Source organism: Bacillus sp. JJ1474 (assembly GCF_036965225.1).
Lineage (GTDB): Bacteria > Bacillota > Bacilli > Bacillales > Cytobacillaceae > Cytobacillus.
In genome coordinates, this window is sequence record NZ_JBALPC010000043.1 from 10,479 (window position 1) to 31,804 (window position 21,326).

At 39.4% G+C, this 21,326-nt stretch carries 20 protein-coding genes; 2 read left to right on the forward strand and 18 right to left on the reverse strand.

The features are described from left to right. Window positions 1-175: 175 nt before the first annotated feature. Both V7164_RS06700 and V7164_RS06705 read right to left on the reverse strand, forming a co-directional pair. Window positions 176-1,150, reverse strand: coding sequence for a nuclease-related domain-containing protein (locus tag V7164_RS06700; RefSeq protein ID WP_335353712.1), 975 nt, complete (start codon window positions 1,148-1,150; stop codon window positions 176-178). A gap of 331 nt (window positions 1,151-1,481) precedes the next feature. Further along, the gene (locus V7164_RS06705) at window positions 1,482-1,676 is read right to left on the reverse strand and encodes an IDEAL domain-containing protein (protein WP_335353713.1); all 195 of its coding nucleotides are present in this window, start codon (window positions 1,674-1,676) and stop codon (window positions 1,482-1,484) included. Between the two features lie 161 nt (window positions 1,677-1,837). Between V7164_RS06705 and V7164_RS06710 the strand changes: the two genes are divergently transcribed. Continuing rightward, complete coding sequence (locus V7164_RS06710; protein ID WP_335353714.1) at window positions 1,838-2,059, forward strand: hypothetical protein; 222 nt, start codon at window positions 1,838-1,840, stop codon at window positions 2,057-2,059. Window positions 2,060-2,119: 60 nt separating this feature from the next. Here V7164_RS06710 and V7164_RS06715 read toward each other — a convergent pair whose 3' ends face one another. The 4 genes from V7164_RS06715 to V7164_RS06730 form a co-directional block, all read right to left on the reverse strand. Continuing rightward, entirely contained in the window at window positions 2,120-3,739 is a 1,620-nt protein-coding gene (locus V7164_RS06715; protein ID WP_335353736.1) for a M20/M25/M40 family metallo-hydrolase, read from the reverse strand. Window positions 3,740-3,824: 85 nt separating this feature from the next. Continuing rightward, a complete protein-coding gene (locus V7164_RS06720; protein ID WP_438824704.1) occupies window positions 3,825-5,195 on the reverse strand; it encodes an amino acid permease in 1,371 nt (456 codons plus the stop codon). A 204-nt stretch (window positions 5,196-5,399) separates the two neighbouring features. After that, a complete protein-coding gene (locus tag V7164_RS06725) occupies window positions 5,400-6,161 on the reverse strand; it encodes a dimethylarginine dimethylaminohydrolase family protein (RefSeq protein ID WP_335353715.1) in 762 nt (253 codons plus the stop codon). A gap of 28 nt (window positions 6,162-6,189) precedes the next feature. Beyond that, entirely contained in the window at window positions 6,190-7,044 is an 855-nt protein-coding gene (locus V7164_RS06730; RefSeq protein ID WP_335353738.1) for a dimethylarginine dimethylaminohydrolase family protein, read from the reverse strand. A gap of 191 nt (window positions 7,045-7,235) precedes the next feature. Between V7164_RS06730 and V7164_RS06735 the strand changes: the two genes are divergently transcribed. Next, window positions 7,236-7,973, forward strand: a complete 738-nt coding sequence (locus tag V7164_RS06735) for an IclR family transcriptional regulator (protein WP_335353716.1) — start codon at window positions 7,236-7,238, stop codon at window positions 7,971-7,973. Between the two features lie 218 nt (window positions 7,974-8,191). Here V7164_RS06735 and V7164_RS06740 read toward each other — a convergent pair whose 3' ends face one another. The 12 genes from V7164_RS06740 to V7164_RS06795 all read right to left on the reverse strand — a co-directional run. Further along, entirely contained in the window at window positions 8,192-9,271 is a 1,080-nt protein-coding gene (locus V7164_RS06740; protein ID WP_335346123.1) for a YkvI family membrane protein, read from the reverse strand. A gap of 89 nt (window positions 9,272-9,360) precedes the next feature. Next, on the reverse strand, window positions 9,361-10,467 hold the full coding sequence (gene menC / locus V7164_RS06745) for an o-succinylbenzoate synthase (RefSeq protein WP_335353717.1): 1,107 nt from the start codon (window positions 10,465-10,467) through the stop codon (window positions 9,361-9,363). Window positions 10,468-10,482: 15 nt separating this feature from the next. Next, entirely contained in the window at window positions 10,483-11,337 is an 855-nt protein-coding gene (locus V7164_RS06750; RefSeq protein ID WP_438824022.1) for a GNAT family N-acetyltransferase, read from the reverse strand. A gap of 4 nt (window positions 11,338-11,341) precedes the next feature. Next, entirely contained in the window at window positions 11,342-12,466 is a 1,125-nt protein-coding gene (locus V7164_RS06755) for a M20 peptidase aminoacylase family protein (protein ID WP_335346120.1), read from the reverse strand. After that, the gene (locus V7164_RS06760) at window positions 12,463-13,323 is read right to left on the reverse strand and encodes a MurR/RpiR family transcriptional regulator (protein ID WP_335353719.1); all 861 of its coding nucleotides are present in this window, start codon (window positions 13,321-13,323) and stop codon (window positions 12,463-12,465) included. Before V7164_RS06760 ends, V7164_RS06755 begins: the two co-directional genes overlap by 4 nt. A gap of 232 nt (window positions 13,324-13,555) precedes the next feature. Beyond that, window positions 13,556-14,029, reverse strand: coding sequence for a hypothetical protein (locus V7164_RS06765; RefSeq protein WP_335353720.1), 474 nt, complete (start codon window positions 14,027-14,029; stop codon window positions 13,556-13,558). Further along, window positions 14,019-14,405 (reverse strand): hypothetical protein, encoded by a 387-nt coding sequence (locus V7164_RS06770; protein WP_335345735.1) that lies wholly within the window; start codon window positions 14,403-14,405, stop codon window positions 14,019-14,021. The genes V7164_RS06765 and V7164_RS06770 overlap by 11 nt, the downstream gene beginning before the upstream one ends. A 281-nt stretch (window positions 14,406-14,686) precedes the next feature. Beyond that, complete coding sequence (locus V7164_RS06775) at window positions 14,687-16,264, reverse strand: SagB family peptide dehydrogenase (RefSeq protein WP_335353721.1); 1,578 nt, start codon at window positions 16,262-16,264, stop codon at window positions 14,687-14,689. 23 nt (window positions 16,265-16,287) lie between these two features. Next, window positions 16,288-18,231 carry a TOMM precursor leader peptide-binding protein gene (locus V7164_RS06780; protein ID WP_335353722.1) on the reverse strand — a complete coding sequence of 648 codons (1,944 nt, stop codon included), beginning with the start codon at window positions 18,229-18,231 and terminating at the stop codon, window positions 16,288-16,290. Further along, a complete protein-coding gene (locus V7164_RS06785; RefSeq protein ID WP_335353723.1) occupies window positions 18,228-20,189 on the reverse strand; it encodes a putative thiazole-containing bacteriocin maturation protein in 1,962 nt (653 codons plus the stop codon). The genes V7164_RS06780 and V7164_RS06785 overlap by 4 nt, the downstream gene beginning before the upstream one ends. A 180-nt stretch (window positions 20,190-20,369) precedes the next feature. Continuing rightward, complete coding sequence (locus tag V7164_RS06790) at window positions 20,370-20,654, reverse strand: heterocycloanthracin/sonorensin family bacteriocin (RefSeq protein ID WP_335353724.1); 285 nt, start codon at window positions 20,652-20,654, stop codon at window positions 20,370-20,372. A gap of 294 nt (window positions 20,655-20,948) precedes the next feature. After that, window positions 20,949-21,326, reverse strand: a 378-nt coding sequence (locus tag V7164_RS06795) for an NADPH-dependent FMN reductase (RefSeq protein ID WP_335353725.1), incomplete at its 5' end; no start/stop codon positions are given.

Sequence of the window (21,326 nt, forward strand, 5' to 3'; positions counted from 1 at the left end):
GGACAGCTTTCAGCGATTTACCAAAAACCTGTCCAACAAACCTGTGTTATTGGACAGCTTTCAGCGGTTTTCCAAAAACCTGTCCAACAAACTTGGATTACTGGACAGCTTTCAGCACTTTAGCAATAACTTGTCCAAAAAACCGTGTTTCTCGGTTCACTAGTAAGTTCGATTTTTATTTATCTAGCATTTTAACAAAATAACTGTCTTTACCGTTTCCAAATGGCTTATATTTTAACAACAAAATCCTTCGAATAGTCCTCTTAGACTTAATTCCTTTACACCATTCATAAATAGCATTAGTGGTAATCCTTCTCTCTGGAAAAAGAAGAATAAACTCCTCTACAGTTCGCAATATCCCGGTTGCCACTTTTTCTTTAACTCCACATCTATAGCAGACAAATTGCTCCGGGCTAAAATTAGCCATAAACGATACACAATTAAAACAGCGGACTCCTTTTTTAAATTTCTCAAATTGATATTCATAAACCCGCTTGTGTCGGGATTCATTCATGTGAGCTGCAGCTATTTTTTCTGCGAGCTTTAAGGGTGCTTTTTGGATTCTTGGAGAGTTCTTTTGCAACTTTTTTATGAATCGTGGAAGCTGTGTTGGAAAAATAATAGGCTGGTTGCGTGGGGCTTCGTATAAGTGGAACTCTGGGTTGACGAAGCATACGAAGGATTTAATTGGAGTTTTGACGCCGAAATCGTTGAGCAGTCTCCGAAATAAGGATTCACTACGTTCCAACTGATGCAATGGATTATTAATTTCTTTTCCTGATTGGGAAAACCATTTATCGTCTTCGATATAAAAATCGCCATCATAATTTTTTACCTCGAACTGATAAATGATCTCTGGGGATATCAATAAGGAGTCAATTTGAAATTCAGTATGATTGCTTTCAAGCAATAAATCATTGAGGATAATCCAATCATTTGAAAGATCCTCTACCCAACTGTCGAAAAGCACCTCACCTGCATAGCCCTTTTCAAGATTAGTAAGTGTATTCCTGTCTTTTTCTGACAAATCCATTCTCGGTTTCAAGCATTTTAGCAACTTTAATTCTTCTGGTTCATGACGAGCTTTAATAATAATTTCTCTCACATCCTTGTAATCTTCTAAATCCCTTTTACAAAAACCGATCCACAACGACAAATCTCCCATCTTCACCGATAGAAATACACAACGTTTTAAAAATAAAAACCGCCGAATGCCTATCCATCACAAAGGGAAGGCCATCCATCATAAACTTTATATCTGTGCCCTTTGACCCATCCAGGGACAACATAAATTCAACATTTCCTCAGCATTCACCTGTAGGATAGGCTTTTAACCTCACAGATTGATCCAAATCTTCTTCAAGCAATTCCCTGAGCTTCATTAATGCTTCATCCGAAATATGTATTGCTGGTGTTGTCATGACGTAATCCCCCTCAAAAATTTAGGCTGCTCATCTTTAGATGGCAGCCTTCAATTTACTCTATGAAATGCTCTTTAATTCTTCCGTTAGGCGCATAAATTCTTTTTTGTTCCGTTCAATTAAGGATTTATCAATTTCCAATTTGAGCCGTGCTCTTCGAAATGTCAGCAAGGTGTTGTTTAAAAATTGCTCTGCAAGAATTTCATCCATGTTCTCTTCGTGTTGTTGAGCCGAATTCAATAAATGTTTTTCCATCGTTAACCAACTCCTTGACCTTTTTTCTATTTTAGCAGTAATAATTAGATAATTCAATCTATTTTTCAGTGTAAATTTGTCCAATTTTTGGATAAGGGGGAATCCATTGGGTAACATATAAATGAAGCGAATATCATCAATTTTTTAAGGAAGTGTGAAGGATGAATTTACACAATAATATGGAATTTGAAATGAAAAGCTGTTTTATTCCAAATCTCGCTAAGTCTGAATCACTAAGGATTATAGAAGTAAACCCAGAAAGTGTCGTTGTGCAAATGTATAACCCTGATTGCAGAGGTGTCTTTCCATTGGACAATTTCCAATATTGGATTAAAAAAGGATCACTCATTGAAAAAAGTGATCAGCAGAAAAAATCTTCTTAACCCCGAAACAAAAGAGACATCCTCCCCATTTCCTTAGAAGATGTCTCTTTTTTTCATAAATTACACGTAAACTTTCTCATGCACCATCATCTTTATCATACCTTCGACAAGAGCAGGAACCTCTTCAAAAGCGCTCTTCGTATGAACGCGTTCGGTTCGTTTATGAGCATCCTTTCCGAATGGACCGACATTTAATACAGGCGCATTAAGCAGTTTCATTCCCTCAAATGGGATGCTATAGCTCTCTCCCCATACAGGAGTGTTTGTGACAAATGCTGTCCAGCCTTCCCCTTCATCCTTATAATTTACGTAGCTTAAATCGCAGATTCCATTAAAGTAGTGAATTTGGTGAACAGGTAAGTTAAATTTCTGAAGCCCTTCTTCCTTCACATAATCCACACATTTTTTTACAAGCTCATCTTCTGAAGAATTGATAGCTGGATAATATGGCGGTGCATAAAGTAAAACCATTGCAGGAGTCAGTTCCTGACATTGAATTATCAAGGCATCAGCAATGCGAAGTGACTTTTCACGGTCATCCCAATCTTTGTTGGCAAGGATATTCCTTTTGATTTCCTCCACATGTTCTGCACCAATCTTTCCGATCGCATACTTTAACAGTTCCTCATAGCGGAGTACACGCACTTCTCCAACAGGAGCAACGCCTTGGCCTAAACAGATTTTTTTGTATGCTTCATTACAGGCCCTGGCTGCTTCCTGTGCAACTTCTTCAAATAAATTCATAATTTCAGAAGCATTCTTTTTCATTAGAAAGACATTATATAAGGCTGCAGCACGATATGGCGTTTGTGTTGAATATTCCAATTTCAAATCCTTTTGCTGAAGGGTTACTGGAAGTGGAGTCTTTTCTCCTAATACCGATTCTTGAAAACCGGGATTCCATTCCATTTGCTGTGTCAAAAATGACGCAATATAAGGAGCTGTTATGCCACTCAAAGGTTCTCCCACATGTGTCTCTTTTCCATAAAATAAAGCGGATGGCATAATTTTACCGATTGTACCAGAATACACATAGTATTTTCGATCTCCAGGCTCTTGGGTAAATACAGGCTCACCATTTAAGAAAAGCTTATAGGTCAATTTATGCTGTTCCTTTAAATCTATAAGCTTGTTAACAGCTGCACGCATTCCTGAGGAATTTACCTCTTCATCCGGAACTGTTAGTAATAGAAGATTAATTGGCCATTGCTCGATCGATGCTTTTTCTATCAAGCTCATATGCATAACAAGGCCCATTTTCATATCCATTGTGCCTCTGCCGAATAAATACTCACCAGATAATAAATCTTGTTTCGCGTCCTCAGGCAGGTCATGAATTCTTTCATGAAGTAATTTAGTCAATGCTTCTGGCTGATAGGCAAGGGGCTCAATATCCCCATATTCTTCCGTATTGACCGTGTCAAAATGGCTAATTAAAACAATCGTTTCACTAGCTTCGGGATGTTTATATAGCGCAGTAAGAAATCGGCGGCCCAAATCTGCATCATCCAGTCTTAAATGATCAGGATGATGAGTAAAATAATCAAGTTCCTGGAGCTTGGCTAGGAGTTTAACAGGAAATTCACGTTCTCCTTCAGTAAGGGTCATGCTTTTCCAGCTTACAACCTCGCATAATAATTCACGTAACGCTTCCGGTTCTCCCCATCTAAGTTGTGTCATCATTCAAAACTCCTTTTGATTTCCCTCTTATTCAAAATTTTACAAATCCTTAAATTATATTAATTTCCATGTAATCAAGTAATCTTTATACAGTTCTATTAATATCTGAATTTGCCTGTGCCGTTTCATTTTTTGCAAGTTTAAATCGATAGAATACAATACATGCAACAAGGAAGCCTATTCCAACTAATAATCCTACAAGCTGTGTTGGATCAAATGCTAAGAAAATCAGGATGGCTAAACAAAATACGATACAAATGATCGGAACTAAGGGATATAATGGAACTTTATATTTCAAATCCTCAATTTTTCCGCCCGCTTGTATATATTTCCGTCTAAACATAAACTGTGAAAGTGCGATGCCCATCCACGAGATTGTAACTGAGATCCCTGCAATAGACATCAAAAGGACGAAAACGGTATCGGCAGCTATTACACTAGTTAACAATGATAATAAGGAAAAAAGCATCGTAAAGACTAGTGCAGCAAATGGTACCTTTCTTTTTGATAGCTTTCCGAAGCGTTTCGGTGCCATTCCCTCATGTGCCATCGCCCAAAGCAAACGTGTTGAAGCGTATAAACAAGAGTTTCCAACGGATAAAATCGCTGTCAGAATAACGAAGTTCATAATATCTGGTGCGTACGGTATACCAGCTAAATCCATAAGAGTTACAAATGGACTTTCTAGCAATCCCAATTCAGCTGATGGAAAAATAGCTGATAATACAATTATAGAAGAAATATAGAACACAATAATTCTAACTAGTACATTTCGGATTGCACGTGGAATATTCTTCTCAGGATCTTCACTCTCACCGGCAGCAATTCCAATTAGTTCAGACCCTTGGTAAGAAAAGATGACATTCATCATCGTAACAAAAAGGATTGCAATCCCAGCTGGGAAAAGTCCGGATGGTGCTAAGTTTTGGAAATGTGGAGCAGGACGATCGGCTAATGGAATAATTCCAAAGACAGCTGCCGCTCCAATAATGATAAAGAAAATAACAGCAACTACTTTAATACCGGCAAACCAATATTCTGATTCCGCAAACCCTTTCGTTGTAAGGGCATTGAGTGAGAATAACAAGACGATAAATATAGCACACCAAATCCAAATAGAGACATCTGGGAGCCAACGCTGCATTATAATTCCTGCTGCGGTAAATTCAACCCCAGCAGTTGTTGCTGAACCGATGAAATACATCCAGCCTAAAGCAAAGCCAGCTGAAGGATTAATAAATTTAGTTGCATATGCTTGGAAAGAACCGGTAACAGGCATATAGACGGCAAGCTCCCCTAGACACACCATTACGAGGTATAAAATTAATCCCCCAAATAAATACCCGATTAATGCGCCACCAGCCCCAGATTGGTTTATCGTATAACCCACATTTAGAAACAATCCGGTTCCGATAACCCCTCCAAGAGAAAGCATGAATAAATGCCGCCTCTTCATCGAACGATTCAACTGGTTATCCTGTAATTCCTTATTGACCACACGACTCACACCCTTCAAAATAAAATTCCCGCTTATTTTTCGTAGAATCTTCAAATAATTGTTAACCCTTACATAATTGTGCAAGATCTAGGGTAAGGAGAAGCTGATTTAAGCAATATGTCTCTCTGCCCTCTTTCAGCTTCTTCTATTTCAACAAATCTTCTAAAATCGTAATGATAAGCAGCTTAAGCCTCCATCTAATTTACGGAATTCCGACATATCAAGCTCAATCGTTTGATACCCAGCTTCATTAATCATTTGCTTTGTTTTTGGAAAGCCAGCTGGGATAATAACATAGTCATTGACGCGAATACAGTTTGCAGCATATTCTTCCTCAGCTGGTACAATGATTTTTTTATATGAAGCAAAGTCAGGATGGTTGATAAACTCACCTGCAAGAACCATGGTTTCGTTTCCTAAATAAGAAATACCTGTTTTCAAATGGAAGAACTTTTCCAGCTGAATAATGGTAGCTTTGTAGTTTTCAGATTCTAAGATTGCCTTCAATTGCTCAGCACCCGCTAGATTTGTACGTTCAGAAAGACCGATATAAAAATGATCATCTGCTTGAAGTACATCTCCGCCATCTACCGTACCTGGCGCTTTAATATAATAAAGCTTTTCATAAAATGACTTAACAGCAGGCTCCATTTCGATAATCTCGCCGTTTCTTGTTTGTGCGCCTGGATTTGAAATAACGGCAAATTCTGATGTTAGTACAGCTGTATCCTCTACAAATGTTGAATCCGGGAAATCAGCATTCTTTGGCATTACATGCACTTCTATATTACACTTTTTTAAAGCTTCTATATACGCTTCATGCTGTTCCAACGCTTTTTCATAGATTGGTGTTCCTAAATCTGAAGTTGTTAATCCATTTATATAAGTTTCTCCAGGTGTTTTTACAATCGTATTTTTAAACATTTCTAATCCTCCTCGAAATAATTGACTGTTATTTACGGATAACAGGACCAGTTAGACAAGTTGGTCCGCCTGTACCTAAGAACGAGATTTCACGGCCTTTGTATTCATAAACTGTTGCTCCTGCATCAATTAATTGCTGCTTCGTGGAAGGGTTTCCAGAAACCATCATACAAACTCGCGGTGCTAATGCTAAGACGTTACAACCGAGGTTATGGTATTCCTCTTCAGGAACTTCAATTAATTGAATACCTTTTTCGATCAGCAATTGTCTAAAGAATACGGGCATTAATCTTGAATAAACTACGGCTAAGTCGGAATCTACCATGCTTATAAAAGACATGAGGTGCAGACACTCTGCTTCTCCCTGATCATGCGGGAGTTGAACAACGATAAAGTCATCTACTAAATCCTTCGTCATTTCTCTAATTTGGCGTATTGCCTCATCATTCGTTCTGTAGCCGCGGCCTACAACAAGTGTACGGTCATCCAACCATACGATATCTCCTCCATCGGCCATCGCATTCCCTGTTAGCTCCCCAAGGATTGGTATGCCCTTTTCTTGAAGGTATTGTTTATAAACCAATGCTTCGCTTTGACGCAGTTTTTTTCCCGATTTTAAAATGATTGCTCCTTTCCCTGTAAATTTGACTGGGTCATGAGTATAAAGGGAGTCTAGGCCAACTTGATTTGAAGCAGGTAAATATTCAATATTATCGACATGCTTGCTAAGGATGGAAAGGAATTCTTCATATTCCTCCTGAGCCTCGGCAAAATTGGGTTCCTCTATGTAATTAAATCTTTCCCATTCCTTACTTAAGTTTTCTTGGCTAATGAAAGCATCGTTTGGGTGTTTTACTACTACTGATGTAAGTTGTTTGTACATAGATTGACAGTAATCCACTCGAACTCCTCCTTTTCCACCTAACGGAATCAAATTCCTCTGTTAGGAATTTTATAATTCTGATATTATAGTAGATAAAGAACTATGTCAATATTTTTTGAATTGAAGGAATCTTTTAATTTTCAATATTTTATATATAATAGAAATATATAAATGGAATGGGAGACAAATTTATGCAAACGATTGACCGTGCTATGCAAGTAACGAAAGCCTTAGCAAATAATCAGGATAAAATGTGGCTGTCCATAACAGATCTATCAAAAGATTGTGATTTACCGGCAAGTACGATGCACAGACTTTTACAAGCAATGAAAAAACATGGACTTGTTCAGCAAGATCCCGATTCAAAGCTATACTCTTTAGGTAACACTTGGCTTGAGTATGGTTTACAGCTATATGATAGTTTTGATTTTGTTAATTTGATTCGTCCAGAAATGGAGAAATTAATGCTTGAGGCAGAAGAAAGCATATATTATAGTAAGTCAATTGGACTGGAATCGATTGTTGTTGAACGAATTGACTGCCCGACCAATCCGATTCGAATTAATGACCAATTAGGAATACGGATCCCGATGAATATCGGAGCTGCCAATAAAACAATGCTTGCACATATGCCTGCTGAGGAAATGTTGAAAATCGTAAATTTGATTGTGAAAGAAGAAGAAAAGATGAGCTTCTTAAATATGCTCAAACAAATCAGATCTCAAGGCTATGGAATTAGCCATGGAGAAAGAACGGAAGGCACATCATCTGTAGCAGCACCGATCTACAACCAATGGAATGATTTAATAGGCGCTGTCAGTATAGGATATGTCAATTTCAATGTATCTCAAAACAGGCATGATTTTTTAATCAAAAAAGTAATTGAAACCGGAAAGCGTATTTCGGCTAAATTAGGGTCCAGACGGTAATCGTTTTAAAAGAAGTCCCTGCAAAACCCTTACATTGAATGGTCCATTGAAATTCCTACTTAAATGTACAAGCCAAACTGAATCCTCCAAGAATTGGCTGGGCCTCTTGGTTAATAGCTATATCAAATAAACGCTAGTTTCATTGCCTACAATTCAGAAAAAGGAAAAAACCCTTTTAGATTACGTTTATTACCGCAATCTAAAAGGGTTTCTATTATTTAAGAAGCAATCTTATGTTCTTGCTGGTTTTGATTATTTCTTTTACCTCTTACCCAGTAAACAATAACTGCGGCAATCAAAGCAAACCCAAGGTAACCAGTAATTGGGTACAATGTTCCAACTAGTTTTGTAAATCCTACGAAGCTTGCAGCAAATCCTGCAAAACCTATTGCTGTGACAAATCCATTAAATTTCATCGTACCTGGCTTCATTACCCGTACAGCGAACCCATAAAGCATTCCTACTGCTGTGTTAAAAATCATCGCTAAAAGGACAATAGACATGAAAATTCCGACAATTGGAGATATTTCATTTGCCAAGTAAAGCATCGGAATATCTAAACCGCCAATATCGCCTAATCTTGTATACATGCCGACATTAATGAGAATAAGCATAAGACCTAATCCGACTCCGCCAAGAATACCGCCCATTCCGGCGATCTTTAAATTCTTTGTCGTTCCGCCCATAACTGCAAGCATTGGAATCGCACAAGTGATATTAAAAGAAACATACAATAAACCAGAAAGGAACCAGTTTGAGGCAGCTGCATTTTGCCCTTCAGCCAGCTTGTCAAGCTCTGCAAAGCTAGCATCCATTGTGAATAATGCATATCCTGCTATCAACAAAACTAACACGATTAATGCTGGGGTAATACCCCCAATAATATTAAGTACTTTTTCCACATTAAAGAAGCAAGTAACGATTGTTAGTACTACCATGATCAAACTTCCGATTGCACTTGGAATGCCAAATTGCTGTTGGAACGTTGAACCAGCACCCGCAAACATAATCACTGCAACTCCAAATAAGAAGAAAGTAATGATAAAGTCTACTGCAATTCCTAAATATTTTCCACAAATACTATATACGACATTTTTATGGGAATGTGTTTGCAGACGGCTCCCGATTTGAATAATATTCATTCCTAAAAAAGCAAATAGTAAGGTTGCCAAGATCGCTCCAAAAAATCCTAACCATCCAAAGCTAGTAAAGAACTGCAAAACTTCTTGTCCAGAAGCAAAACCGGCTCCGACAACTGTACCGATGTATGCACCTGCCATTTGAATACTCTTTTTCATAAATGCCCCCGTATAATTGAATTTTTTGAAAATTTATTCTAAAAGGAGAAGAAGAACCTCCCATCTCCTTCAACCCTTTTTAAAATCACTTAGGAAAAGGTTTTTTCAGTAATTGTATATTGTTTAATCGTATCTCTGTTTGGTTCATACCCAATTCCAGGTGTATCAGGAACCGTGATAAAACCATCCTTTACAACTACTTCCGGATCAATTATGTCCTTGTCCCAATAACGAGAAGATCCAGCTGTATCTCCAGGCAGTATGAAATTATCTAAAGTTGTGAGTGCAATATTATGTGCTCTGCCGATACCTGATTCAAGCATTCCTCCACACCAAACCGGAATATCATGCTGTTTACATAGGTCATGGATTCGTTTTGACTCTGTCAAACCTCCGACACGGCCAATTTTAATATTAATAATTTTGCAGCTTCCTAATTCAATTGCTTTACGAGTATCTTCGTATGAATGAATACTTTCGTCTAAGCAAACAGGCGTATTAATTTGTTTCTGAAGTGTGGCATGATCGATAATATCATCAGATGCTAATGGTTGTTCAATCATCATGAGATCAAATTCATCCAAGGCACGCAGATGATCGATATCCTCTAAGCGGTATGCTGAGTTTGCATCAGCCATTAAAGGAACATTAGGGAAATGCTTTCTAACTTCCCTCATAACCTCTACATCCCAGCCTGGCTTAATTTTCACTTTCATCCGCTTATAGCCTTCAGTTACATATTCATCAATTAATTTCAGAAGATCATCCACTGTGTTTTGAATACCAATACTGATGCCAACTTCAATTTTTGATTTTTCTCCGCCGAGTGCTTTCGCGAGTGAAATTCCTTGTTCTTGAGTATAAAGGTCCCAAACCGCTCCCTCAAGGGTAGATTTTGCCATATTATTTTTCCGAATGTACGAAAAGATTTCAGAAACTTCATCAGGATGTTTAATCTCTTTATTTAATATTTGCGGGATAAGAAAATCCTCGAGCATATGCCAATTTGTTTGTAATGTTTCTTCATTATACCAAGGCGAATGGAAGGCAACAGACTCGCCCCAGCCGCTATTTCCATTTTCATCCTTTGCTTCAAGCAAAATAAAATCCCGGTCTTGCATTGTTCCAAAGCTTGTTGTGAATGGGGATTTCATTCTCATTTTTAAATGACGCAAAGTAATTTCTTTTAATTTCATCGGTATCCACCTTTTCTACTTTTTAATACTAAGTGATTGTATCTTCGTTATAACATAATAATGAACAGGCAAATCATTTGTTTTTTGCAGAGCTACTACAGCATAACCTGCTTCAAAAAGGTGCTGAAAGACTTTTCTTGTCTTAAAACGCCAGTCAACGGCTAGCTCATGATCTGTTTTTTTCAATTCTTGAAAATTTGCAGGTACTGGTACAAGGAGGGGCTGATCGATGTTTGTTAGATTTGTCATCATTCCTTGATCTAAATCCCCTAATTTGGGCTGTCCATTGCTTGTTGTCTCCCAGCTGATCAGATGAATTCCTTCGTTAGACTGGACCTCATTCAAACTTTTACTGTCTGAGACATGCTCACTATTAATCCACCAATCGATTTGAAATCGATCAGATGGCAGCCCGCTATTCAGTCCGTCCTCCATTTCACCGTAGCAATTTTCTATATAGGTGCAACAGATGCCGCGAAGCTTATTCATATTGAGGTAGGCATTTCTGCTTTCAAGCGGGTCGAATGTCCATATGATCAATTCGTATCCCTTTTCGGCAGCTTCTCTTTTTTGTTCTACTTTTAACTTTGCACCAATCCCTTTTTCCTGATACTCAGGGTGGATTCCGAGCATATGAGAGCAGAGATAGGTTTGCTTTTGATCAAATCCAGGAAATCCGTAGCTGAATCCAACTAGTTTTTCTTGATCGAAAGCACCTAACATAATGCCGCCATTTTTTGCAGCCGTAACCGTTTGATGAATCGGAATGGCACTCATATTCCATACTTCTTCTTCTAGCTTTTGAACAAGCTTCATTTCACTGCTGCTGTGTAAAGTTCGTATTTCAAAATTTCCATTCAAGATAATCACCCTCTTAGTTGTCTGCCAATGTGTTCATAATAGTTCTCGTTAGAATTTCAATTCCTGAGAACATCGCCTCACGATTAAATGTCATGTTTGGATGATGGAGGCCTGGCGTTAACCCACAACCAAGTCCTAGCATCGTTGCTTTTATGTTCGGTCTCTTTAAAGTGTAAAAGTGAAAATCTTCGCCACCAGACGAAATGATAGGCTGTTTCAGCCCAGTTTCACCTAGCGTATCTATAATAGCCTGCTTCATAAATACAACTGCTTCCAAATCTACCTCCGCAGCAGCTACATTCGCTTTTGTTTCAAATGGAATGTTTACCCCGTACAATAAACTTATTTGTTTAAAAATATTCTCAATTTTCCCCGTTAACTCTTCCATTACTTGATTCGTTTGCGCTCGTACATCAAGGCTAAAGGATGCTCTGCCCGGTATGATATTGCCTGAATCGCCGCCAGCATGGAATTTAGTCATTTTTGCTGAGTACGGAACCATTGGATTTAGATGAATGCCTTTAATTTCATTGACGATTGCGGCACCAATTTCAATGGCATTTTGGCCTAGATGTGGCCTTGCTCCATGTGCATCTTCACCAATTATTTCTCCCGTAATAAACTTAGCAGCTCCATGATAAACGGCAGGTACAGCATATCCATCTTCTAGCTCCTGAATAGGTCTTAGATGAACACCGTATAAGTAGTCAACATCATCTACTACATTCTTCTCGATCATTTTCAATGCCCCTGTTCCCTTTTCTTCAGCGGGCTGGAAAATAAATTTTAGTTTTGCTTTATTCGGAAAGTTGATTTTCTTCAACAGCAGCATCGTTCCGATGATCATCGTCATATGGGAGTCATGCCCACAAGAATGGTTTGCTTTGTATATTCCACCAACTTCCTGCCAAAGCGCATCAATATCCGTTCGTAAACCTACACAAATATCTCCGCTGCCTACTTCTGCAACAAGTCCTGTACAATCATCAAAGGTTTTTACTTTAAAGCCCTGCTTCTCAAGGAATGTTTGAATATATTCAGTCGTTTTGAACTCTTCCCAGCTAACTTCAGGATGTTGATGAAAGTAATCAAAAAGGGAGTTAATAGTTGGTTTAAGCTGATCTAAGTGATCTTTCAAGTAACTTCCCCTCCATCAATAAAGAAATAATCTTTAAATAATTCTTCATATTGCTCTTTGCGCTTTTCAAAGCGATTTGAATTTTTTACTGTTACACCGGCAACAACCGCGTTTAAAAAAGAAAATAGGGCTGTTGTCGTGTCTATGGCAGATTTATTAAAAGGAAAAATCGGAAATAGCATATCAGAATATTCACTTATCGGTGATTGAGGAGAATCTGTAATCCCGATAATGATTGCCCCCTGCTGCTTTGCCAATTTTGCAATTTTGATCGTCTCTTTTAAATAACGATGAAAAGAAATGGCTATCATGACAGATTGACTATTCATCCCGCTTAACGTGAAAACAATATCATCTGAATCGGAACGGACTAATTTAACCCGATCCTTCACTAAACTAAGTGTAAAAGAAAGCCAATTTGCTGCCGGAAATGATGTTCCCATTCCTGAAATATAGATTGCTTCCGCATTTACAAGCTGATCTACCATTCGATACAATTCATCATCATTGACAAGCGACATCAACTCTTTAATGCGCTCCCGATCCTTTTCCATGACCTTGGCGAAAAAGTTTGGCTCTTCGGCTAACTGCAGCTTATTTGTATGATAAGTCCCAAGGCTGCTCTCCTGATAAAGGAGCAGTTCACGCACCTTCTTTTGCAAATCGGAAAAGCCAGATAATTTTATCGCATAACAAAATCGAATAACAGTCGTTTCACTAACCCCCACTTTGAAACCGATTTCATTTGCGGAAAACAAAGCAAAATCCTTAGGCATTTTGAGAAGATAATTCGCAACCTTCTGCTGACCCTTTGAGAGCTGATTATAGTTCGCAAGGATAATCTTTTTTAATTCCATGTTTTTCCCCTTAAAATGAAGTGTAGACTTAATTTTAGAAAAATTGTGAAGTTTGCACTGCATTTTTATTACTATAACACAATAACACATTTCGACAATATATACAATAATAATTCTGAAAATTCATCAAAAATTGATTGTTACTTATATTTAAATGGTTCGTAACATTACAGTTGACCAATTGATACCATAAAAAAAATGCAGCCTTACAAGAAGGTGCATCTAAATAAGTTTATTTAGGAAAAATGACTGAAAGAATTTTATCCATATTCATACCAGATTCGACTTCATAAATGCCAGGGCGCAGCTCGTTTGATAACCCTCGCTTTTCTACTTCATTTGAAAATGTTCTTGCATGATCAATGATTTTTGCTCTTTCTAGGCTTCTGCCGACATCAATGCTTGTCATACCTGAAGAAACGTTTAACACTGTGCGATAGACAACCTTATTCTCTTTATTGTCTTTAACTTCTTCAGTTTCTGTCGCCTTCTCTTCGTCCGCTTGGTCTGCGAGCTGCTTCCATTCTTTTTCTGTATAAATAACATAACCTTCTGATGAAAGCTTGTCCTTCATCTCTTCATTCGATAGTTTTTCAACTTTATTATTTGTAGTTGCTTCAGTTGGACTACTAAAGTACACAATCCCGCACAAGGTCGCTGCTGCCACTAATCCACCTGCAAAGCTGCGCATAGATTTAGACGTCATTTTCGACCTTGCCCCTTTCCTCTTTTTGCTTTATATAGGAAGCTAAAAGGCGTTCTGCCTCATCTGTACTCATCTGTTTTTCCATAGCAATGCTTTCATAAGAATACCCGCGCCTATGTAAATCGATCAGCTCTCGAAGCAACAGCCTTTTCTCATAAGGAATTGCTTCATTGCCTGCTTCTTTTGCTGTAATTTCAGCATCGATTTCGAGACTTTTAATTTGCTGTTGAAGCTGATACACTTCTTCCATTAATGAGAAGGTAAGTTGATCTATTTGTTGTTCAAGTCTTGATGAAGATTGCCCAGATTTATAAAACGATAAAATGAGCAGCACAATTGCTGCAATAAATAATATGGCTAATGCCCATCCCATCATTTATTCCTCCCTTACTATTTGAATAACTCGCATGTTAAATTATACATGATGTATGTAAGATTTCTATTTAAATAAACAAAACAGATCTATTGTCATAGGTTTATGGCAAATTTATGCGCGGTTAGAATATTTTATTTTAAGTGCCTTTCCCTGCCAGTGTAAATCTAGTAAATTAGTCACAATCAATTCTTAAAATTAAAGTATTCAGAAGTGTAAAAGTTGAAAAAAAAGTAATAAGCTACCCAATTTGTATGAGTAGCTTCTCTTAATCTATATTTTTCTTAACTGCGCAAACTTCCTTTCAACCAAGGCCGATCTCGATAGGGGCCAATCGGAATTTGGATAAGACTGGTTTTTTCAGTAGAATCCAGCTGATAAATCTCGTCACATGCATTCGCATCAAAATCGAGAAGCGGGTGCCCCCCCATTCCGTTGGCTAATGCCGCTATCAGTAATCGCTGTACCAACATACCCGCTTCCATTTGCTGGATACGATATCCTCTATATCCAATTGCTTCAATTAAATGATCCTTATCCCCTACTACATGCAGGCAGAGAGGCACTTGAAACAAATTAATATTCGGACCAGTCAATCCGCTTTGCAGCCTGAAGCGGTGATCTCCAGGATCTATCGATCGAATTGAATGATCACTACTGTCATAATAATAAGCGCCATTTGGAATGCCTTCAACATTATAAAAGCAGCCATATAAGGAAACACGCGGCTTGTTCTTTATATGAATTTCATCCAAATCATTTCGATACGAAAAGGAAGCAGCCGCCTCATTCAGCAGATATGCTAGTTGAATGGGGCTTACTTTTCCCAATACAAAATCCAAGTCAGGTGAATATCGCTTTTTGCAGATTGAAGCTAGATCATACGACAAGCGTTCAACTTGTGGCAGAGATACAGCTTGACCGTTCCGATGCACACGATCTCTCGACTGGATCTTTCGAAACGACTGTGTTGTTTCCATCATAGATGCTTCATTTATCCTTGTTAACATCGAATAGTCTGCACGTCTCTTTGACCGTTGAAAATGATGATGATGAATCTCCGGCAGCTCTCTGCACAATTCTTCAGAAGTGATTACCCCGTCTTTGTCCCCTAGGTTAGAAGTCCAATTTGTTGGTTCAATCGATAGAGGTATAACTGCATACACGCTTTCCTCCTGTTCGGGCAAACCAAGCAGATGATTCAATGTCCGATCAAGAAATTGATAATATACCCCTGATGCGTAGCCAAAACGTTTCGACACTTCCAGCAGTTGCCCAATTAGCACACCAGCATCCAACCCTTGCAGCCGGTAGGAAAAGTTATGATACTTAAAGAAATTTTTCCAAAACATATTCGAAACAAAAACAGTGCCAAAACACGCAGACATATCACAGCCATTCCCAAGAGCCTTGGCTATATATGAATCGAAATTTCCTTCTCGCAGCAGCACTAACCGGTGATGTGCCACGTCATAATGGTACACACCAACAGGCAAATCCTCCAATTTTAAATACATATATAATTCGTTTGGATACAATCCCCCGCCGGAAGGAATGAATCGCCTATACGAATGCATTAGTTCCATTCTGTTTTCTGTAGAATCTAATGGAGAGACTGATTGGGAAAATTGGTTAAGGCCATTCACATACCATAGAAAATGACCGATTGTGCGAAGGTCAAGCTTTTCAGGTATTCCCCTTCCTTCTAGCATAAGCGGTACTTCTAGAGATAACGGTACTACCGGTAAGTCACGGTAGAGCTTATATGCTAATGGCGCATCAGCCCAATCTGCTTCCCAGCCCTGCGGAATTATCTTTTCAATATCAAAATGGAGATTGTGCAGAAATGTCTCAAGATTCATCTAACTTACCTCCCAGCAACCGCTTATGGAAACGGATGCGGATATGGATTGAGCTGCTCATATGTCAGCGGATGTTTCGAGTAGCCAAGTTCCATTGGTACTGTTAACACTCTATCCAGCCCGAATACACGGGTAAGATGGTGTCCGAATGTCATCGGCAACATTCCCGGAATCAGCACTTTAACGCAATACAATCCGTTTCGTTTCGTTTCCGATGCCGTCTGGTCCACCACAATGACATCTAGATTTAATCGGCGAAATTCCAGCAGAATATCCCGCAAATCATCGGTCAAGTCTTTATGCTTGGAATTCCATTTGAATTCCTCGTCAAACGTCCTCATTGGACGGTTCTCGTTCAGCAAAAACTTCAGGCGCTCTTCCGCTTGCGGTAATCCGTAAAGCATCCCATGATGATTCATTTTCCGTACAAGTGTAGAATCTTGCAACATTCGCACATACTCTTCTTTGTTCGCTTCAAAATCCGCGTCAAGAGTTAGCATCATGCCTGCCAATTCGTAAACCGCGCTTTTCGCTGCTCGTACTGGGTCCAAATGTGCACCAGCAGCGCAAATAATATTTAGTCCCTTTTCTTTCTTGTTTTTCGCCAATGCCAATACGCTTGGAATTCCATTCTCCATCGTCGAGTTATAAAAATACAATTCATATCCTGCAACCGCACGTGCACGTTCGATCATCAATTGTAATTCTTGGTCGTTTGCGGAATAAGGGTCAAGACGAGGGAGTGGTAGCTGGGCGTACCAAGTCATCAAAAATGAATCACGCTCTACCACTTCCATTATTCCATAGAAAATGGCCTCCTCTAAACTTCCTCCCAAAGCACATCCGTTGGAAGTTTCATAGACAAAGCCCTCATCGCAACCCAAACTGTAATAAGCAAGCAGCTCTGGAACTAGAATCGGACGCTCTTGCATAAACGAATAGCCCCATACCCAATTCATTGAGCGTTCGGAATGAAACGGTTCGAACGGAAAATCAGGTAGTGAATACTGATCCTTAGTGTGTACGCCTACTTGGAAAGGATTGAGTGCTAGATGTTTTAGGTTTTGGAAACTGTCATAGACGACTGTCCGCTTTCCATGCGGAGACAAACCGCAGTACCTCTCCAAGCCTTCTAAAATAGCTGTCGATTCACTTACCGCATATGAATTGGTCCTGCCTCCCACTCCTTCGTCTCCCGAGAACAACGGCAAATTGACACCTACATCGGCAAATGGTGTCTTAATGTCACACATTTTTCCATTTAAAAAGCCAGTCCGATGGTCCAAATAATCTTTGACAAGAATTTTATTCAGTTCATCCATCGATCGGGTGCGGTAACTATCATGACTGATTTTCGGGCTGGGCTGCAGCGATATTTGGGCCTCAGTCGCTGAATCGTCAGGTAATTGTCCACAAACTGCACACAAGGAGTCCGGCAAAAAGAATTGCCGTGAACTATTCAATGTTTTTAGATTGATTAATAATATATGATTTTCCAGGCGCGACTTATCACCTTGCAAAATGCTTTCCACCTCTGCTTCAATTAGGTGGGTCATCTGTAAAATTCCCGTTCGCGATGCCCAAGGATCACGCGGTTTTCCTCCTTGGTTAACAAGTCTCTGCTCAATCTCCCACATCTCATTACGATCTCGTCCGGCCATAAGACGTCTAATGTTTGCACACTGGGAACACCCTGGCTTGCCTTTTTGAACCAAGGGGCCGACAACTCCCTCTCCGAATGAAACGAATCCTCGCAGCCAAGGGATACCGGTTATTTGCGATAACTCTTCTGCCTTTTGATGAACTGAGGGATTCCAAGTATCATGCAATACAAGAACCAATTTAGCCACTTGTGGTAGATCTGTCTCAAAATCAGCTAGGCGAACGATCTCGTATTGAGTGGATAGTTCTGCAGAAACGCTGTCTGCCAACAATCCTCTTCCGACAACTACTACGACAGCACTCACTGGGATTCCTCCTCCCGTATCATCACACCATAAATCCCTTCCAGTCCCATTTTCAAAAATGGTTCCATCTCTACTTCGAAGACAAGAAGCTGCTTGTGGCTTCTTTCTAACGTTTTTATTGCTAAATGAAGCAAAGCTGGTTCTGTAGGCACTTCACACTCATGAATAACAAGGCTTCGATGCTCACTTTCTTCCAGACGTACGCTTGAAACCTCCACCACCTTTGTCGTAAGGAAAGCCGAATCATTTTGTACTATCATAATCACATGTTGCAGAACATTTCGTAACGCCCCTGTGATATTCAACCCTACACTGCCATACCAGCTTCCGTTCGTACCAATCCATACTACGGGGAATCCGGCCAATTCCTCCCCTAAACCTATTATTGGTTCTCCCCTCATCATCGTTAGTGCCTGAAAATAATAACGACAACGCTCATCCTCTATCTCACTTAAGTACACCCGTGAGACAGAATTTTTCTGATGGACCAATTGTTTGTTTAGTTCCATTTCCAAACACTTTTGCAATCCGCGGCCAACACCTTCTGCAAATGTTTCCCCGGCTCCAAAACCAATATTCTTCTGGTCTGTTAAACTGCTAACCACACCATTGTGTAGGGGCAGAGAAGTAATGAGAAGATTAGTAGTTTGTGATACATAAGCCTCGATTCCTGACAGTCCTGCTTCTTTCAGTGCCTCTTCATGTGTCAAACCGGTAACAATCATCTCAGGCAACAGCTCTGCTGGTCCTTCCGACAGCAAGTCAACTGCCTGAACACGACACTGAGCGAGCGGCAGCTGCTTTAAGTCCCCCTCTTCCCAAATATGAAAAATGCCTGATTCAGCTGATGTTAACTGGCTAAAGAAAAAGAGTAATTTACTCGAATCACCTTTATTCATGCTACGTTCAAGCCATGAATCTATATCTTGTACCCATTCAGCAGACACACCACTAGCGACCAATGGGTGTGGCACGAAGGAATGCCAGCTTCCTTCCAGCGTATTCAGATTAAGCAGGAAAATTTGATTATTCTGTTCCGATTCCCTCACTTTCGTACTCTCTTTGAATAATTCAAACACGATTACATTAGCCAACATCGCTCCCGCAGTAGATGAGAAGGCGGTTAACTGCTGGTCTCTAAAAAATACAGATTGATGGATACGGTTCCAAGCTGACTCCCAGCATGCACTAGAGTCTGGATGCACCAAAGGACCTGCAAGTCCCACCTGGTCTAGGCAAATAGCTGGTATAAACACCTTCTTTTCTTCCCTGCAAATCCTATGAAGATCCCGCAGTTCCTCTATATCATCCTTTTGCGAGATATACAAAATTGATTGATAATCCTGCACAATTTCACGCCATGAACTCTCGCTTTTATCCTGAAGGATGACCTCCTCTACAGCTATTTCATGGTCTGATTTACGTGCATGTTCCTCCAATTCTGTTATACGCCGTCTATTTGTCTGTACCGAATCCGTAATTAGTACATGAAACTTTGGCAAGCCTGATTCAAGTAAAGCTGAAACCAAGGAAACAAAAAAAGGACCGGAGCCAACTGCCAAAACCTTTGCTTGACGATAGACTTGAAACCGGTACGCACCCGAGTCACCGAAACTGTCTAAAAATTCTATTTGAGAAGCATGCTTATTACGTATCTGATCCGTCAGTTGATGTGGACGATCTTGGCTTACATCCCTTACAAACCCGTTTTGATAAAGCACTTCTGCAATTTCATACACCCGATCCCGATATGGATCCGGCAATCCGTCAGTCAAATTAGCCAACGTGTACTCCCCGTTGAACATAGGCACCAGCTTTTCAACCCACTTATCGATCATATTGCCTTCCATCCGAAACGAACATAGGTTATTCCGAAAATATACTCCACTGTTGGGATCTGGGAAAAAAAATGTATCCCCTTTCACTCTCAAACGCATAGACGGGGTTAAATTCGTCATTTCGCTCCTCCTTACTCGTGAGCTGTACTTCAATCACCATATTATTTTCACTATTACCCTATGTACCGAAATTTGTCCTATATGTCTCATCTTTTAGAGAAAAGCCCCGGCAAAACAACTTTGCGGGGGCAAATCTTCTCCATTGGCAACCATGTTTTTCGATAAAATACTAAAAACTGATTAACGGCAACGTCCGAAACCGCCGCAACGTCCGAAACCGCCGCAGCGTCCGAAGCCGCCACAGCGTCCGAAGCCGCCACAGCTGCCGAAACAGGAACCAAAACCGAAACAAGAGCCAAATCCGAAACAAGAACCAAAACCTAAACCAAAACCAAAACAAGAACCAAAACCCATAGTGCCAAATTGTCGATCCATGGATTCCTGATATGGATCCCAAGGAATTGCCGCGTTTGCGTAGAAATCACCAACATTCAACATTTGGAGATCTCTTTGAAAATCATACATTTGCATAGCCTCCCTATTTTTTATACAGGTGTCTAGCAACAAGGAATAATCACAGCTTAGCCATAATGAATAGGTTAACGCACCTATACCTTTCCTCAACAAATTATGTAATGCGTTTGGGTATTGTTACCAAAGTAAAAGCCTATTTTAATTGCCAGATCACTATCTATTAAAAAACATCCAGGACACATGTTATGACCTTGGATGTTCAGAGTTATTTAAAATCTTTCAATTTTTCAATGTAATTTTTCACCAAATTTAAAATAGACCATTTAAATTTGGCTGTCCTTCTATTTAAATATTCCTCTTTACTAATGCTTTTTGCATCATCACTAATTCATTAGCCAGCTCTTTAATACGATTTAATATATCCTCATCTACTATTTCATTTTTATCATTAAAATGACTGTGGTTTACGTAAACATAGCTTGGCGCCACATAACAGCGGTAATATCCGGCAATTGGCCTTAACTGATTTTCTATTACGAGGTAGTGCTGATAGGTCCCTCCATTAGCTGCAAACCCCATCACCTTATGTCTGAAAACGGATGGGGGCAATAAATCAAAAATATTTTTTAATGGCGCGGGAAAAGAACCATTAAAGATTGGAAATCCTATTAAATATAAGTCCGCCTCAGAAACTGCTTTCATCACTATTTTTGTATCATTATT